The sequence below is a fragment of the Mycobacterium lentiflavum genome (genome assembly GCF_022374895.2).
In the GTDB taxonomy this organism is placed as follows: Bacteria; Actinomycetota; Actinomycetes; order Mycobacteriales; family Mycobacteriaceae; genus Mycobacterium; species Mycobacterium lentiflavum.
The window spans coordinates 1,236,452-1,252,018 of sequence record NZ_CP092423.2 but is presented as its reverse complement, the minus strand read 5'-3'; the positions used below and the strand labels follow the sequence as shown (position 1 = coordinate 1,252,018).

Genomic DNA, 15,567 nt, shown 5'->3' with positions numbered 1-15,567 from the left:
AGACGCACGCAGAACAATCTCTGCCGATAGGCCAAAACAGGAGGCGCAGTGGCCAGTCACGCCAGCTCAAGGATCTCCAAGGTGCTCGTCGCCAACCGCGGCGAAATCGCTGTCCGGGTGATCCGGGCGGCCCGCGACGCGGGCCTGTCCAGCGTGGCGGTGTACGCCGAGCCCGACGCCGAGGCGCCGCACGTGCGTCTGGCCGACGAGGCGTTCGCCCTGGGCGGTCAGACTTCCGCCGAGTCCTACCTGGACTTCGGCAAGATTCTCGACGCGGCGGCCAAGTCCGGCGCCAACGCCATCCACCCGGGCTACGGCTTCCTGTCGGAGAACGCCGATTTCGCCCAGGCGGTCCTGGACGCCAACCTGATCTGGATCGGGCCCAGCCCGCAGTCGATCCGCGATCTCGGCGACAAGGTCACCGCCCGCCACATCGCCGCCCGCGCCCAGGCGCCGCTGGTGCCCGGCACCCCCGACCCGGTCAAGGATGCCGACGAGGTGGTGGCCTTCGCCCAGGAGTACGGCGTGCCGGTCGCCATCAAGGCGGCCTTCGGTGGTGGCGGCCGCGGCATGAAGGTGGCCCGCAGCATCGAGGAGATCCCCGAGCTGTTCGAGTCGGCCACCCGTGAGGCCGTCGCGGCGTTCGGCCGCGGTGAGTGCTTCGTCGAGCGCTACCTGGACAAGCCGCGCCACGTCGAGGCCCAGGTGATCGCCGACCAGCACGGCAACGTCATCGTCGCCGGCACCCGCGACTGCTCGCTGCAGCGCCGCTTCCAGAAGCTGGTCGAGGAGGCCCCGGCGCCGTTCCTCACCGACGCGCAGCGCAAGGAGATCCACGAATCGGCCAAGCGGATCTGCAAAGAGGCGCACTACTACGGTGCGGGAACCGTCGAGTACCTGGTGGGCCAGGACGGCCTGATCTCGTTCCTTGAGGTCAACACCCGTCTGCAGGTGGAGCACCCGGTCACCGAGGAGACCGCGGGCATCGACCTGGTGCTGCAGCAGTTCAAGATCGCCAACGGCGAAAAGCTGGACATCACCGAGGACCCGACACCGCGCGGGCACGCGATCGAGTTCCGGATCAACGGCGAGGACGCCGGCCGCGGCTTCCTGCCGGCACCCGGCCCGGTCACCCGCTACGACATCCCGACCGGCCCCGGCGTGCGGCTGGACTCCGGCGTCGAGGCCGGCTCGGTGATCGGCGGCCAGTTCGACTCGATGCTGTCCAAGCTGATCGTGTACGGCGCCACCCGCGAGGAGGCGCTGGCGCGGTCGCGCCGCGCGCTGGACGAATTTCACGTCGAGGGCCTGGCCACGGTCATCCCGTTCCACCGCGCCGTGGTGTCCGACCCGGCGTTCATCGGCGACGGGAAGAGTTTCGCGGTGCACACCCGCTGGATCGAAACGGAGTGGGACAACACCGTCGAGCCCTTCACCGGCGGTGAGCCGCTCGACGAGGAGGAGACTCAGCCCCGGCAAAAGGTGGTCGTCGAGGTCGACGGCCGCCGGCTCGAGGTGTCGCTGCCCGGCGATCTGGCGCTCTCCAACGGTGGCGGTACCGGCGTGACCGGCGCCGGCGTCGTGCGCAAGAAGCCGAAACCCCGCAAGCGCGGCGCGCACGGCGGCGCGGCAGCCTCGGGCGACGCGGTCACCGCGCCGATGCAGGGCACCGTGGTCAAGGTCGCGGTCGAGGAGGGCCAGCAGGTCGTAGTCGGGGAGCTGGTGGTGGTCCTGGAGGCGATGAAGATGGAGAACCCGGTCACCGCCCACAAGGACGGCACCATCACCGGCCTTGCCGTGGAAGCCGGCATCGCCATTACCCAGGGCACGGTGCTCGCCGAAATCAAGTAGGCCCTGACCTGGCTTCCTGGGAATGAGCTAGGTAAACGTTGTCGGCCTCCGGTACCGGGGGTAGGGTTCGAGTCAGGTTGAGTTCACAGCCGCCCGGACTACGCGAGCGCCGCGCGGAAGGCGAATTCCCTCCTTTCAGCGCTACGGATCGCTGGCGAGTCCTCACACCAATCCTCGGTTTGAGGGAGTGAAGCAATGTCTGTGACCCAATCCTGGCAACAATGCCGAACAGCCCAATTCAGCGCCACCTGGAGCGCGTCGGGCACGGTCATCACGGTCGACGGTGAACTCGACGCCGCGAACTCGGATCAGCTCGCGATCTACGTCCAGCGCAATGCCCGCCGGGCCAAGCGGGTGATCCTCGACCTGCGCAATCTGGATTTCATTGGTACTGCTGGCTTTTCAGCACTACACCGCATCAACGTGGTGTGCTCGGGCGCCCAGCTGAGTTGGGCGATGGTGCCCAGCCCTGCGGTGACGCGGCTGTTGCGCGTGTGCGACCCGGACGGCACCCTGCCTGTGACGACGCCGATCGAGGAGCCGCTGCTGGAGCGGGTCGCGTGGCCCGCGGGTCCCGAGGCGCGGCCGCTACTCCAACTGGTCACGGAGACGCGCTAGCGATTTAGCCAGCAGCCGCGATACGTGCATCTGCGAGATGCCGACTCGCTCGGCGATCTGCGTCTGGGTCATCGACTCAAAGAACCTGAGCACCAGCACCGTTCGCTCCCGCTCGGGCAGGCTCTCCAACAACGGACGCAGCGACTCGCGGTCCTCGATGCGATCGATGCTGGCGTCGACGTCACCAAGCGTGTCGGCGATGGCACGCGCGTCCTCTTCGTCGCCGCCGCCCCCACCGCTGTCGATGGACAGGGTGTTGTACGAGCTGCCCGCTACCAGACCTTCGACGACCTCGGCGCGGTCCATTTCCAGCTCGGCGGCGAGTTCGGTTGCGGTGGGCGCTCGTCCGAGGCGTTGCGACAGGTCGGCGGTCGCGCTCCCGAGCCGCAGGTGCAGCTCCTTGAGTCGCCGCGGCACCTTGACCGACCAGCTGTTGTCCCGGAAGTGCCGGCGGACCTCACCCATGATCGTCGGCACCGCGAACGACACGAAGTCCGATCCGGCGTCGACGTCGAAGCGCACCACGGCATTGACCAATCCCACTCGCGCAACCTGAACCAGGTCGTCGCGTGGTTCGCCGCGGCCCTCGAACCGGCGGGCGATGTGATCGGCCAGCGGCAGACACCGCTCGACGATCTTGTCCCGTTGGCGCTGGAATTCTGCCGAGTCGGCTGCGACGGTGGCCAACTCACGAAACATATCCGGAACATCGGCGTATTCGTTTGGGCGTGAGGAGCCCGAACCGCCGTCAGCTTGCGCTGTCACCGGCTAGCGGCCGCCCGTCGCGCCGTCAGCGTAATACCGAAAACGCTGCCGGTTTCATTGGGTTCCCGACCGTCGTGGAAAGTTTGGACGTCGTCGGCCAACGACGTCAGGACGTGCCAGCTGAAGCTGCCCGGCGACACCACGTCGTGGGTGTTGCAGGTCGCGGACGCCTCGACCACCAATTCATCTGCGCGCGGGTCGACCACCACGATCAGGGTGGCGTCAGGGGTGGCCGACCGGATCAACCGCGTGCACACCTCGTCGACCGCGAGCCGTAGATCCGCGACGGCGTCGAAATCCAGGTCTTCGTAGGTGCCGATCGCACCCACCAGCGTGCGCAGCATCGCCAAGTTTTCCAGGCGCGCAGCAACATGCAATTCGACGGCTCTGTGGCCGCGTTGACGCTTGTCAGCGCGCAATCCAGCATCGGTCATATGGTCTCCCGGCAACGTTTGGCTCACACTACCCCTCGCTTAAGACCCTCGCTTAAGAGCGCTCCGGGCGGGACAGCCCACCCGGTTAGCCCTCATCGCGGCCGGGCATGTCACTCGACGTGGGCGCGCCGGACACCACCGGCAACCCGGAGACACACACGCTAAGGCGCATCGCTTTCATCGCGTAGGCGCTGCGCGCAGAATCATCACCGGCGCTCATCATGGTTTAGACCTGATACCCACTCGCGGGGGCGCATAACCCACGAATTTGGGGCCGGCCGCGCCGGGAATCAGCTGTCAGGCGACTGCCTGACCCCCAGCCACAACAGGCCCACCACCGTGCCGACAATCGCCGTCACACCTGCGGTCATGCCCTCGTGCTGATATCCGGTGCCGAAGGCAGCATGGCTGCTCCTAGCGTCGCGCCCTCATTATGGGACCCCCAGCGCCGGACCGGCGATTGCCGGAACACCCATGGAGATCGCGACAATCATCAGCGTCAACAAAAACCAGCCCGCGCCGTGCCATCCCCACCAGGTGCCCTCGACCCGCCAGACCCGGTAGGTGCGCACAAACGCCCACAGCCCGCCGGCCAACAGAATCAGCGGCCCCCCGACGGCCAGCAGGGTTCGCTGCGGCACCCCGCAGGCCGCCGTGTCGACCCCCGTTCCCGGACAGGTGCTGACCCACAAGGCTGCCATCACGATGAATCCGACTCCCGCGGCCGCCGCCAAGACGGTAAAGCGGATGGCGGCGCGCACCTCGCCGTCGTCGGAACCCAGGCGATCACCCCGTGACCGCTCATCTGCTTTAGGCATTGGAGAACCTCATATCCCGCGCTGACTGCGTTAACTGTTTCGTCCGCAACGAAGGATTAGTTACAGCTTCATAAGCAGTTTCTTTGCGCGCCCGGCTGCCGGTCAAGTACCCCCATTCAGCGCCGCCAACACGTCCCCAACCGCCGCGGCGGCCGCGTCCATTTCTGCCCGGCGCGTTCGGCGGCGAGAAGCAAACCGGCGGCGGGCGGGAATCCGGTTCGGACGCGTGGAAGGCCTACCTGCGACGGGCTACTTACACCGGATAAACGCAAGCTGAATTGTCTGCCGGTCTTCGTGAGTACTATCTGACACATGCCAACGGCTAGGAGGCGGCTGTCCCCTGAGGATCGGCGCGCCGAACTGCTTGCGTTAGGGGCGGAAGTCTTCGGGAAGCGGCCTTACGACGAGGTCCGCATCGACGAGATCGCCGAGCGCGCAGGCGTCTCCCGTGCTCTGATGTATCACTACTTCCCCGACAAGCGAGCATTTTTCGCCGCGGTCGTCAAGGACGAAGCCGATCGGCTCTACGAGGCCACCAACAAAGAGCCGATGGCCGGGTTGACGATGTTCGAAGAGGCACGGATGGGCGTGCTGGCCTACATGGCCTATCACGAACAGAACCCGGAAGCCGCCTGGGCTGCTTACGTCGGCCTGGGCCGGTCCGACCCGGTTCTGCTGGGCGTCGAGGACGACGCCAAGAACCGCCAGCTCGAGCACATCATGACCCGCATCCACGAGGTCGTGGCCGCGGTTCCGGGAGCGAAGCTGGCGCCGGATGTCGAGCGGGACCTGCGCGTGATCCTCAACGGCTGGATCGCGTTCACCTTCGAGCTGTGTCGCCAGCGCATCATGGATCCGACCACGAGTGCCGAGCGCCTCGCCGACTCGTGTGCGCACACGCTGCTCGACGCGATCACCAGGGTGCCCGAGATTCCCGAGGAACTCGCCCACGCGATGGCGACCGCTCGCCATAAACCGCAGTAGACATTTTGTCGGTGTCTGTTGGCACCATGACTAGGTGAGCACCGAAGCGCTCGAGCGGTTCAGCGCGATTACGCGCGAGTGGTTCGACAGCACGTTTCCCGCCCCGACCGCCGCGCAGGCGGCGGCCTGGGACGCCATTGCCGACGGCAACAACACGCTGGTCATCGCCCCGACCGGATCCGGCAAGACGCTGGCCGCGTTCCTGTGGGCGCTGGACTCTTTGGCCGGGCCGGCCGAACGGCCGCGCGGCACGCGCGTGTTGTACGTGTCACCGCTCAAGGCGCTGGCGGTCGACGTGGAGCGCAACCTGCGCACCCCGCTGGCCGGGCTGACCAGAATCGCCGAGCGCCACGGCCTGCCCGCCCCCGACATCAGTGTCGGGGTCCGGTCGGGTGACACCGCGCCGGCGCAGCGCCGCCAGCTGATCAACTCACCCCCCGACGTGCTGATCACCACCCCCGAGTCGCTGTTCCTGATGCTGACTTCGGCCGCGCGCGAAACCCTGGCCGGCGTGCAGACCGTGATCGTCGACGAGGCACACGCGATCGCGGCCGGCAAGCGCGGTGCGCACCTGGCGGTGTCGCTGGAGCGCCTTGATGAGCTCCGGGAAGGCCGGCCCGCCCAGCGCATCGGATTGTCCGCGACGGTGCGCCCGCCCGAGGAGCTGGCGAGGTTCCTGTCCGGGAACGCCCCGACCACGATCGTGGCTCCCCCGTCGGCCAAGTCCTTCCGGCTCACCGTGCAGGTACCGGTGCCCGACATGGCCAATCTGGCCGACAACACCATCTGGCCCGACGTGGAGGCGCGTCTGGTCGACCTGATCGAAGCGCACAACTCGACCATCGTGTTCGCCAATTCGCGACGGCTGGCCGAACGACTTACCGCACGGCTCAACGAGATTCATGCCGAGCGCAGCGGTGTCGAACTGTCGGCCCCGGACAACCAAAGGGCCAACCGCAAGGTGCCCGGCGGAGCGCCGGCACACATCATGGGCAGCGGCCAGACCTACGGCGCCGACACGGTGCTGGCGCGCGCGCACCACGGTTCGGTCAGCAAGGAGCAGCGCGCACTGGTCGAAGAGGACCTCAAACGCGGGCTGCTCAAGGCCGTGGTCGCCACGTCCAGCCTGGAGCTGGGCATCGACATGGGGGCCGTCGACCTGGTGATCCAGGTGGCGGCGCCGCCGTCGGTGGCCAGCGGCCTGCAGCGCATCGGGCGGGCCGGCCATCAGGTGGGCGAGGTCTCCCAAGGTGTGCTGTTCCCCAAGCACCGCACCGACCTGATCAGCTGCGCCGTGACCTTGCAGCGGATGCTGGCCGGGCAGATCGAGTCGATGCGGGTGCCGGCCAACCCGCTCGACATCCTGGCCCAACAGACGGTCGCCGCCGCCGCGCTGGAGCCGCTGGACGCCGACCGGTGGTTCGACACGGTACGTCGCAGCGCGCCGTTCTCGACGCTGCCGCGCAGCGTGTACGAAGCCACCCTGGACCTGTTGAGCGGCAAGTACCCGTCCACCGAATTCGCCGAGCTGCGACCGCGGCTGGTCTACGACCGCGACAGCGGAACGCTGACGGCCCGGCCCGGGGCGCAACGGCTGGCCGTCACGTCCGGCGGCGCGATCCCCGATCGCGGGATGTTCACCGTCTATCTGGCCAGCGAAGCCGAAAAGCCTTCGCGGGTGGGTGAACTCGACGAGGAAATGGTCTACGAGTCGCGGCCTGGTGATGTGATCTCGCTGGGCGCCACCAGCTGGCGGATCACCGAGATCACCCACGATCGGGTGCTGGTGATTCCGGCGCCGGGCCTGCCCGCCCGGCTGCCGTTCTGGCGCGGCGACGACGTCGGCCGCCCCGCCGAACTCGGCGCGGCGCTGGGCGCCTTCACCGGCGACCTTGCCGGGCTGAACCGCGAGGAATTCGGAAAACGTTGCGCTGCATTGGGTTTCAACGATTACGCGACCGACAACCTGTGGGTGTTGCTCGACGACCAGCGCACGGCCACCGGGACCGTGCCCACCGACACCACCCTGCTGGTCGAACGCTTCCGCGACGAGCTCGGCGACTGGCGGGTGATCCTGCACTCGCCGTACGGGCTGCGCGTGCATGGCCCGCTCGCGCTGGCGGTGGGCCGGCGGCTGGCCGAGCGCTACGGCATCGACGAGAAGCCGACCGCCTCCGACGACGGCATCGTCGTGCATCTGCCCGACACCGGGCTCTCCAGCCAAGAGGGCGCACCGCTTGGTGCGGAGCTTTTCGTCTTCGACGCCGACGAGATCGACCCGATCGTCACCGCGGAAGTGGGCGGCTCGGCACTGTTCGCGTCCCGGTTTCGGGAATGCGCCGCGCGTGCGCTGCTGCTGCCGCGGCGCCACCCCGGCCGCCGCTCGCCGCTGTGGCTCCAGCGGCAACGGGCGGCACAGTTGCTGGAAGTGGCCCGCAAATACCCCGACTTCCCGATCGTGCTGGAGACCGTCCGGGAATGTCTGCAGGACGTGTACGACGTCCCGGCGCTGGTCGATTTGATGACGGGCATCGCTAACCGCCGGGTGCGGGTGCTCGAGGCCGAAACACCCAAGCCGTCACCGTTCGCCGCCTCGCTGTTGTTCGGCTACGTCGGCGCATTCATGTATGAGGGCGATTCCCCGCTGGCCGAGCGCCGCGCCGCAGCCCTGTCGCTGGACAGCACGCTGCTGGCCGAGTTGCTCGGGCGCGTCGAACTGCGCGAACTGCTCGACCCGGATGTCATCGCCGCGACCGGCCGCCAGTTGCAGCACCTGAGCGCCGACCGGGCCGCCCGCGACGCCGAGGCGGTCGCCGACTTGCTGCGGCTGCTGGGCCCGCTGACCCAAGACGAGGTCGCCGCGCGGTCCGAGGCCGCCGATGTGGGCGGCTGGCTGGAAGGCCTGCGCGCCGCCCGGCGCGCGCTGACGGTGTCGTTCGCCGGCCGCAGCTGGTGGGTGGCCATCGAGGACATCGGCCGGCTGCGCGACGCGGTCGGCGTGGCCGTCCCGCTGGGCGTTCCGGCCACGTTCACCGAGCAGGTGGCCGACCCACTCGGCGAGCTGCTGGGCCGCTATGCGCGCACCCGCACCCCGTTCACCACCGCCGAGGCCGCCGCCCGCTTCGGGCTGGGGCTGCGGGTAACGGCCGACGTGCTGAGTCGGCTGGCCAGCCCAGGGACTTCTGGAGGCCGACTGGTGCGTGGCGACTTCGTCACTCCCGAGGTCGCTTCCGGCGGTGTCGGCGGTGTTGGTGGCGAACAATGGTGTGACGCAGACGTTTTGCGGATACTGCGGCGGCGTTCGCTGGCCGCGCTGCGCGCTCAGGTCGAGCCGGTCAGCACCGCCGCCTACGGGCGCTTCCTGCCGGCCTGGCATCACCTGGGCACCGCCAGCGGCACCGATGGGCTGATGTCTGTGATCGACCAGCTGGCCGGGGTGCGGATACCGGCGTCGGCGCTCGAGCCGCTGGTGCTGGCGTCGCGGGTGACCGACTATGCACCGGCGATGCTCGATCAGCTGCTGGCGGCCGGGGAGGTCACCTGGTCGGGTGCCGGGTCGATCTCGGGCAGCGACGGGTGGATCGCGCTGCACCCCAGCGATTCGGCACCGTTGACCCTGACGACGCCCGACGAGATCGACTTCACCGGCACCCATCGCGCGATCCTGGAAACCCTGGCCGGCGGCGGCGCGTACTTCTTTCGGCAGCTCGACCACGACGGGATCGGCGAAACCGCGCTCAAAGATGCACTGTGGGAACTGATCTGGGCCGGCTGGATCACCGGCGACACGTTCGCCCCGGTGCGAGCGCTGCTGACGGGCACCGGGACTCGCAAACGTTCGGCCCCCGCGCACCGCACCCGCCGGCCGCCCCGGCTGAGCCGGTACAACGTCGCGCATCCCCACTCCCGGACGACCGACCCCACCGTGGCCGGGCGCTGGTCGGCAGTGCCGGCGCCGGAGCCCGATTCCACCCTGCGCGCCCACTACCAAGCCGAATTGCTGCTCAACCGGCATGGCGTGCTGACCAGAGGCGCGGTGGTGTCGGAAAATGTGCCGGGGGGATTCGCCACTTTGTACAAGGTCCTGAGCACCTTCGAAGAAGCCGGCCGGTGCCAGCGTGGGTACTTCGTCGAGTCGCTGGGCGGCGCCCAATTCGCCGTCGCCTCGACCGTCGACCGACTGCGCAGTTACCTCGACGGGATCGACCCGGAGCGACCCGAATACGCCGCGGTCGTGCTGGCCGCCGCCGACCCCGCCAACCCGTACGGGGCCGCATTGCCCTGGCCCGCCACCGACGGGCCGCGGCCGGGCCGCAAGGCCGGCGCGCTCGTCGTGCTGGTCGACGGCGGGCTTTCCTGGTTCCTCGAGCGCGGCGGCCGGTCATTGTTGACGTTCACCGACGATCCCGGCGCCCACCACGCGGCGGCCCAGGGGCTGGCCGACCTGGTCACCGCCCGGCGCGTCGAGTCGATCCTCGTCGAACGCATCAACGGGGTGCCGGCACTGCAGCCGCTGCCCGGCGGCCCGAGTCCGGTCACCGAGGCACTGTCGGCAGCGGGCTTCGCGCGCACCCCGCGCGGCATGCGGCTGCGGTGATGACCGATGCCCGAGGGTGACACCGTCTGGCACACCGCGGCCATGCTGCGCGAGCACCTGGCCGGGCAAACGCTGACCCGTTGCGACGTCCGGGTGCCGCAATTCGCCACCGTCGACCTCACCGGCACCATGGTCGACGAGGTGATCAGCCGCGGCAAGCACCTGTTCATCCGGGCCGGGCGGGCCAGCATTCACTCACATTTGAAGATGGACGGCAGTTGGCGAGTCGGGAACCGCCCGGTGCGCACAGACCACCGCGCCCGTATCATTTTGGAAGCCAACGATATTCGTGCTGTCGGCATCGACCTTGGCGTGCTCGAAATTCTCGACCGCGACCGCGACGGCGAAGCGGTCGCCCATTTGGGACCCGATCTGCTGGGTCCGGATTGGGATCCCGACCTCGCCGCGGCGAACTTGGTCGCAAGTCCGGACCGGCCGCTGGCCCAGGCGTTGCTCGACCAGCGAGTGATGGCCGGGGTCGGCAACGTCTACTGCAACGAATTGTGTTTCGTCAGTGGACACTTGCCCACCGCACCCGTCAGCGCGATCGCCGACCCGCGCCGTCTGGTGTCGCGAGCCCGGGACATGCTGTGGACCAACCGCTTCCGCTGGAACCGCTGCACCACCGGCGACACCCGGGCGGGCCGGCAACTGTGGGTCTACGGCCGCGCCGGGCGGAGCTGCCGGCGCTGCGGCACGCGCATCAACGTCGACGACACCGCCGACCGGGTGGCCTACTGGTGCCCGTCGTGTCAGCGCTGAATCCCAAACTCCGGACGAACGCTAGGAACAGTTTGTTTAACCCGACCGGGAAATCCTGCCGAACAATGCGAATCGGCCACGGCTAGTCGCGGGCGTGCGCCAAAAAGAACTGAGCGATCGATTCGGATCCGTCCAACACTCGCGTAGTCGGCCCGATCACCGCCTTGGGCAGATACTGCTTGCCGCCCGGCCAGGTGTGCCCGCCGTTGTCGATCTGATAGAAGACCACCTCGGTGGCCGCCGCACACGCCGTCGATTCGATGCGGTGCACGACGGTGCCGTCGCCGACGTTCGGCAATACCGCAGCCACCGGGTCGCCCTGGCAGCCGTCGGCCGAACGCCACTTGTCCACCATGCTGTTGACCGAGATGGAGTGGCTCAGCCCACCCCGACCACGTACGTCCCCCCCGTTGAAATGCACCAGCGGATCGGCGGTCCCATGCGCCTCCCACACCGAAACCGGTTGCGACGGATTACACGCCACGCCGACGCCCAGCGTGCCCGCCACCGGCGCGATCGCCGAAAAAACGTCAGCACGATCGCAAGCCAACCGGTTGGACATGAAGCCGCCGTTGGACATTCCGGTGACGAAGACGTGCCCGGGCGCGATGTTGTAGTCGTTGCGCAGCTTGTCGGCGAGCCCCACCAGGAAGCCGACGTCGTCGACATGGCGGCGATCGGCGGGGGAGGCGCCCCGCCCGTCGGCCCAGCTCTTGTCGTAACCGTCGGGGTAAACCACCAGGAGGTTGTTCGCGTCGGCGACGGCGTCGAAGTCCGTCAGACCCTTCTGGCCCTTTCCACTGCCGCCGCCTCCATGCAGGCTGAGCACCAAACCGACGGGATCGCCGGGCGGCACATGCATTAGGTAGGTGCGGTCCAGGCCGCCGGAACGAAACATTCCGGCCAGATCGTGCGGCGTCGCCGCCGATACGTGCTGCACGCCGCAGCCGACAAGGCAGACCGCCAGCAGCGCCGACGATAGCAATCGTCCATACGGCATGGGGGTCAAATTACCTACCGCAGTGACGGTTCGATCACCTCGGGCGGGTGATCGATATGGCGGCACTGAAAACGGCCATGTTTAACTTCCGGCCAGACTTGCCCACATTGGCAACGATCGCGATTTGAGCGATGATGAGAAACGTGAAAATTGCCAAGCCCGGCCCCGTGAAGATCCCGTCGGGCACCCGACTTGTCGTTGCGATGGCCGTATCGCTTGGCGTGCTTGGCGCAGGGGTGGCCCCTGCCGCCCACGCCGATGCGAACGATGACAAATTCGTCCAGCTGCTGATTGCCGACGGCATCACCCACGAGTCCGTCCCCGCTGCCATCGCGGCAGCGCGGAAGGTCTGCGAATACCTTGCGCAGGGGATGACGCCGAACGAGGTCGTCATCGACGTGATGAACAGCAGCAGCCTGCCCGACTACGACGCCGGCTACTTCGTCGGCGCGGCCATCCGCGCCTACTGCCCGCAGTACAAGCCGCCGCCGGAGCCTGCACCTCCGCCGCCGCCGTCGACCTAACGAAACGGCCACAAACCACCACAAACGGCGAGCCAACGCCGTTGCGCCTCCTTCCGTGCGTACACTTTAACAAAAGGTGAACAAAAGGAGGACTAGAAATGATCGCGAAGATAATAATCGGTGGCGCGCTCGTTCTGGGTGCAACAGTCGGACTGGCCACGCCCGCCAACGCGGACGTGGTGTTCAACCAATTTTCCTGTACCTGCGGGGCACCGCCCCCATTCGCCAGCCCACTGGCCGCGGATCGCATTAACCAGGGTATTCATGACGCCTTGACCCGCGTGCTGCCTGGCGACAACGGCTAGCCGGCGGCTCCCTGTCCGACAGCTTGGACCGCGGCGTGCTCGTGCAGCGCCTGCTCAGCGTTCACCGGAACCGGCATCAGGTCGAAGATGACCTCTTTGACGGTTCCGGTGAACGCGTAGGGAGCCTTGTCCTCGTATTCACGATCGACCACCAAGCCGTTGTCGCGGCCGATGTCCATCCCGGCATACGACGTGAAGGCCAGGCTCACCGTCTGAGGCAGCTCGCCCTCTCCGATCAACCGATCGTCGGCCCATAGCGTCACGCGTCCGCCCGAACCGACGACAGGCTGCGCGGATTCGAACAGCATCCGCACGGTGAGATCGCCGACGGGCAAGGCCTCGGTCGATACCTGCCGATAGGTTTCGACGCCGAGGAACGAATACGTGTGGTGCAGCTTGCGTTCCTCGTCCACCCACAAGGCGTACCCGCCCATGAAATCGGCATTGGCAACGAGCACACCCTGCGCTCCCGCGTCGGGAATGTGCAGCCGCGCCTCGATGGCGTAGGAGCGCCCGAAGATGCGCGGCACCATGCCGCGCTGAATGTTCTGCACACCGCCGGAGAAGCTGAATCGGGCGGTGGTGGGCAGCGGCGGCAGCTCGCCGAACATCACCGCCAGCCCGCCGAGAAGCGGCAGTACCCGGTTCTTTTCGGCTTCCTGCCACCACAATTCGGTCAGCTCGGCGAGCTTGTCCGGATGCTCGGCGGCCAGGTCGTGGGCCTGAGCGAAGTCGTCGGGCAGGTAGTACAGCTCCCACACGTCGTCGTCGGGGTTGTAGTTGCCGGGCGCGAACCGCTGCATGGTCTGTGGCGACAAGTCCCACGGCGCCTTGTCCAGCCGGGCGCAAGCCCACCAGCCGTCCTGGTAGATGGCGCGGCTGCCGACGTTCTCGAAATACTGCACGGTGTGCCGTTCTTGCGCCGCCGAGTCGTCGAAGGTGTGGATGAAACTGACGCCGTCCATCGGCTCCTGGTCGAAGCCGTCGACGCTGGTCGGCTCCGGTAAACCGATGGCCTCCAACACAGTTGGCGCAATGTCGATGCAATGCGTGAACTGGTCGCGCACGTGCGCATCGGGCCGGATCCGGCTGGGCCAGGCCACCACCATCGGATCGCGGGTGCCGCCCAGGTGGCTGCCCATCTGTTTGCCCCACTGATACGGGGTGTTGTTGGCGTGCGCCCAGGCACTCGCGAAATGCGGTGCGGTGTGCTCGTCGCCCAGCGCTTCGATCCCGCCGTATTGCTCGATGAGCGCCAATTGCTGCTCGGCGGTGAGATCCAGGCCGTTGATGAACGTCATCTCGTTGAACGAACCGGTGTTGGTGCCCTCCATGCTGGCGCCGTTGTCGCCCCAGATGTAGAAGACCAGCGTGTTGTCGGACTCGCCGAGACCGTCGATCGCGTCCAGCAGGCGACCGACATTCCAGTCGGCGTTTTCCGAGAACCCGGCGAACACCTCCATCTGTCGGGCATAGAGCTTGCGCTGGGTCTCCGACAGGCTGTCCCACGCCGGAAACAGATCGGGCCGCTCGCTGAGTTCGGCGTCGGGCGGAATGATACCGAGCTGCTTCTGCCGTTCAAATGTCTTCTGCCGGTACATATCCCAGCCCTCGTCGAACTGGCCCCGATACTTGTCGGCCCACTCGGCGAACACGTGGTGCGGCGCGTGGGTGGCGCCGGTCGCGTAGTACATCATCCACGGCTTGGTGGCGTTGGCCGCCCGCACGGTGTGCAGCCACGCCACGGCCTTGTCGGTGAGATCGTCGGGGAAGTAGTACGGCTTACCGTCGTGGCCCTGCGGTATGCCGAGCACCGAATTGTCCTGGCTGATGATCGGGTCGTACTGGCCCGCGGCTCCCGACGGGAATCCCCAGAAATGGTCGAATCCCCAGCCGAGCGGCCAGTTGTCGAACGGACCCGCCGCGCCCTGCACGTTGTCCGGAGTCAGATGCCACTTACCGAAAGCGCCTGTGACATAACCGTTGTCGCGCAGAATCCGCGGCAGCGCGGCGCAACTGCGCGGCTTGGCCGTAGAGTAGCCCGGGTATGGGCCGGGAAACTCGCACACCGATCCGAAGCCGACCCGGTGGTGGTTGCGACCGGTCAGCAACGCCGCGCGGGTCGGCGAGCACACCGCAGTAACGTGAAAGCGATTGTAGGCCAAGCCGTTGCGCGCCAGCCGGGATAATGTCGGGGTGCGGATAGCGCCACCGAAGGTGTCCGGCCCGCCGAAGCCGGCGTCGTCGATCAGCACGATCAGCACGTTCGGCGCGCCCTCGGGCGCGGCGGCGCCCGGCACGATCGTCCAGTCCCCCACCGACTCCTCGACGGTGCGGCCCACGGTGCCGCCGAAGCGCCGCTGCGGTATCGGCAGCCGGGTGCGGTCCGGGTTGAACTTGCCCATCGCCTCCTCCAGGGCCGCGCCGAAGCCGCGCAATGTCGAATGAGCCAGCGCTGCAACCGATTTCATCGGCGATCCGGCCAGCGCCTGCTGGACGGCCAGCCGGGATTCGCCGGGCGCCAGGACAACGATCACGGCGCTGTCGGCCGCCATCTGCTCGCCGATCTTGTCGGACAGCCCGCCCTTGACCTTCTGGTTCAACAAGGTGCCCGCCAGGGCGCCGACCGCGGCGCCGGCTGCCGCCGTGACCACCGACGCCGGCGAGAGCAGGCCCGCCGCCAGGCCCGCGCCGGCCCCCCACTTGGCGCCGCGACGGCCGAGGCGATTGCCGTTGTCGACGAACACGCGATTGCCCTCGGCGTCCTTGCCGACCAGCACCGCGTCGCGCAGCTGCAGGCTCTTGTCCTTGGCGCGGTCGGTCAGGGTTTGAAAGTCGTGGCGGGCGGCATCGAGGCCTTGATAGCCGGCAACGATGACCAGCGCGGGTTCTTCGCTCATAACCAACTT

At 67.7% G+C, this 15,567-nt stretch carries 12 protein-coding genes; 7 read left to right on the top strand and 5 right to left on the bottom strand.

Annotation, left to right across the window (positions count from 1 at the left end):
• The first annotated feature begins 48 nt into the window (after nucleotides 1-48).
• Entirely contained in the window at nucleotides 49-1,851 is a 1,803-nt protein-coding gene (locus MJO58_RS06065; protein ID WP_090600698.1) for an acetyl-CoA carboxylase biotin carboxylase subunit, read from the top strand.
• Nucleotides 1,852-2,046: 195 nt separating this feature from the next.
• Complete coding sequence (locus MJO58_RS06060; protein ID WP_090600697.1) at nucleotides 2,047-2,469, top strand: STAS domain-containing protein; 423 nt, start codon at nucleotides 2,047-2,049, stop codon at nucleotides 2,467-2,469.
• On the opposite strand, the gene MJO58_RS06055 is transcribed toward MJO58_RS06060, so the two are convergent.
• The 3 genes from MJO58_RS06055 to MJO58_RS06045 form a co-directional block, all read right to left on the bottom strand.
• Nucleotides 2,440-3,234 carry an RNA polymerase sigma factor SigF gene (locus MJO58_RS06055; protein WP_090600696.1) on the bottom strand — a complete coding sequence of 265 codons (795 nt, stop codon included), beginning with the start codon at nucleotides 3,232-3,234 and terminating at the stop codon, nucleotides 2,440-2,442. The two genes, MJO58_RS06060 and MJO58_RS06055, sit on opposite strands and share 30 nt — an antisense overlap.
• On the bottom strand, nucleotides 3,231-3,668 hold the full coding sequence (locus MJO58_RS06050) for an ATP-binding protein (protein ID WP_090600695.1): 438 nt from the start codon (nucleotides 3,666-3,668) through the stop codon (nucleotides 3,231-3,233). The genes MJO58_RS06055 and MJO58_RS06050 overlap by 4 nt, the downstream gene beginning before the upstream one ends.
• Nucleotides 3,669-4,099: 431 nt before the next feature.
• Nucleotides 4,100-4,486 carry a hypothetical protein gene (locus tag MJO58_RS06045; protein ID WP_090600694.1) on the bottom strand — a complete coding sequence of 129 codons (387 nt, stop codon included), beginning with the start codon at nucleotides 4,484-4,486 and terminating at the stop codon, nucleotides 4,100-4,102.
• 312 nt (nucleotides 4,487-4,798) lie between these two features.
• On the opposite strand from MJO58_RS06045, the gene MJO58_RS06035 reads away from it, so the two are divergent.
• The 3 genes from MJO58_RS06035 to nei2 are packed head-to-tail and all read left to right on the top strand — an operon-like array spanning nucleotide 4,799 to nucleotide 10,829.
• Nucleotides 4,799-5,470 carry a TetR/AcrR family transcriptional regulator gene (locus MJO58_RS06035; RefSeq protein WP_090600692.1) on the top strand — a complete coding sequence of 224 codons (672 nt, stop codon included), beginning with the start codon at nucleotides 4,799-4,801 and terminating at the stop codon, nucleotides 5,468-5,470.
• Nucleotides 5,471-5,504: 34 nt separating this feature from the next.
• Entirely contained in the window at nucleotides 5,505-10,067 is a 4,563-nt protein-coding gene (locus MJO58_RS06030) for an ATP-dependent helicase (RefSeq protein ID WP_239722288.1), read from the top strand.
• Between the two features lie 6 nt (nucleotides 10,068-10,073).
• The gene (nei2, locus tag MJO58_RS06025; protein WP_090600690.1) at nucleotides 10,074-10,829 is read left to right on the top strand and encodes an endonuclease VIII Nei2; all 756 of its coding nucleotides are present in this window, start codon (nucleotides 10,074-10,076) and stop codon (nucleotides 10,827-10,829) included.
• Between the two features lie 82 nt (nucleotides 10,830-10,911).
• Here nei2 and MJO58_RS06020 read toward each other — a convergent pair whose 3' ends face one another.
• Nucleotides 10,912-11,829: an extracellular catalytic domain type 1 short-chain-length polyhydroxyalkanoate depolymerase gene (locus MJO58_RS06020; RefSeq protein ID WP_239722287.1), complete on the bottom strand. Its 918-nt coding sequence runs from the start codon at nucleotides 11,827-11,829 to the stop codon at nucleotides 10,912-10,914.
• Between the two features lie 143 nt (nucleotides 11,830-11,972).
• On the opposite strand from MJO58_RS06020, the gene MJO58_RS06015 reads away from it, so the two are divergent.
• Both MJO58_RS06015 and MJO58_RS06010 read left to right on the top strand, forming a co-directional pair.
• Complete coding sequence (locus tag MJO58_RS06015) at nucleotides 11,973-12,353, top strand: DUF732 domain-containing protein (protein WP_239722286.1); 381 nt, start codon at nucleotides 11,973-11,975, stop codon at nucleotides 12,351-12,353.
• Nucleotides 12,354-12,451: 98 nt separating this feature from the next.
• Nucleotides 12,452-12,658, top strand: a complete 207-nt coding sequence (locus MJO58_RS06010; protein WP_090600688.1) for a hypothetical protein — start codon at nucleotides 12,452-12,454, stop codon at nucleotides 12,656-12,658.
• Here MJO58_RS06010 and MJO58_RS06005 read toward each other — a convergent pair.
• Nucleotides 12,655-15,558: an arylsulfatase gene (locus tag MJO58_RS06005; protein ID WP_239722285.1), complete on the bottom strand. Its 2,904-nt coding sequence runs from the start codon at nucleotides 15,556-15,558 to the stop codon at nucleotides 12,655-12,657. The genes MJO58_RS06010 and MJO58_RS06005 overlap by 4 nt on opposite strands.
• Nucleotides 15,559-15,567 lie beyond the last annotated feature (9 nt).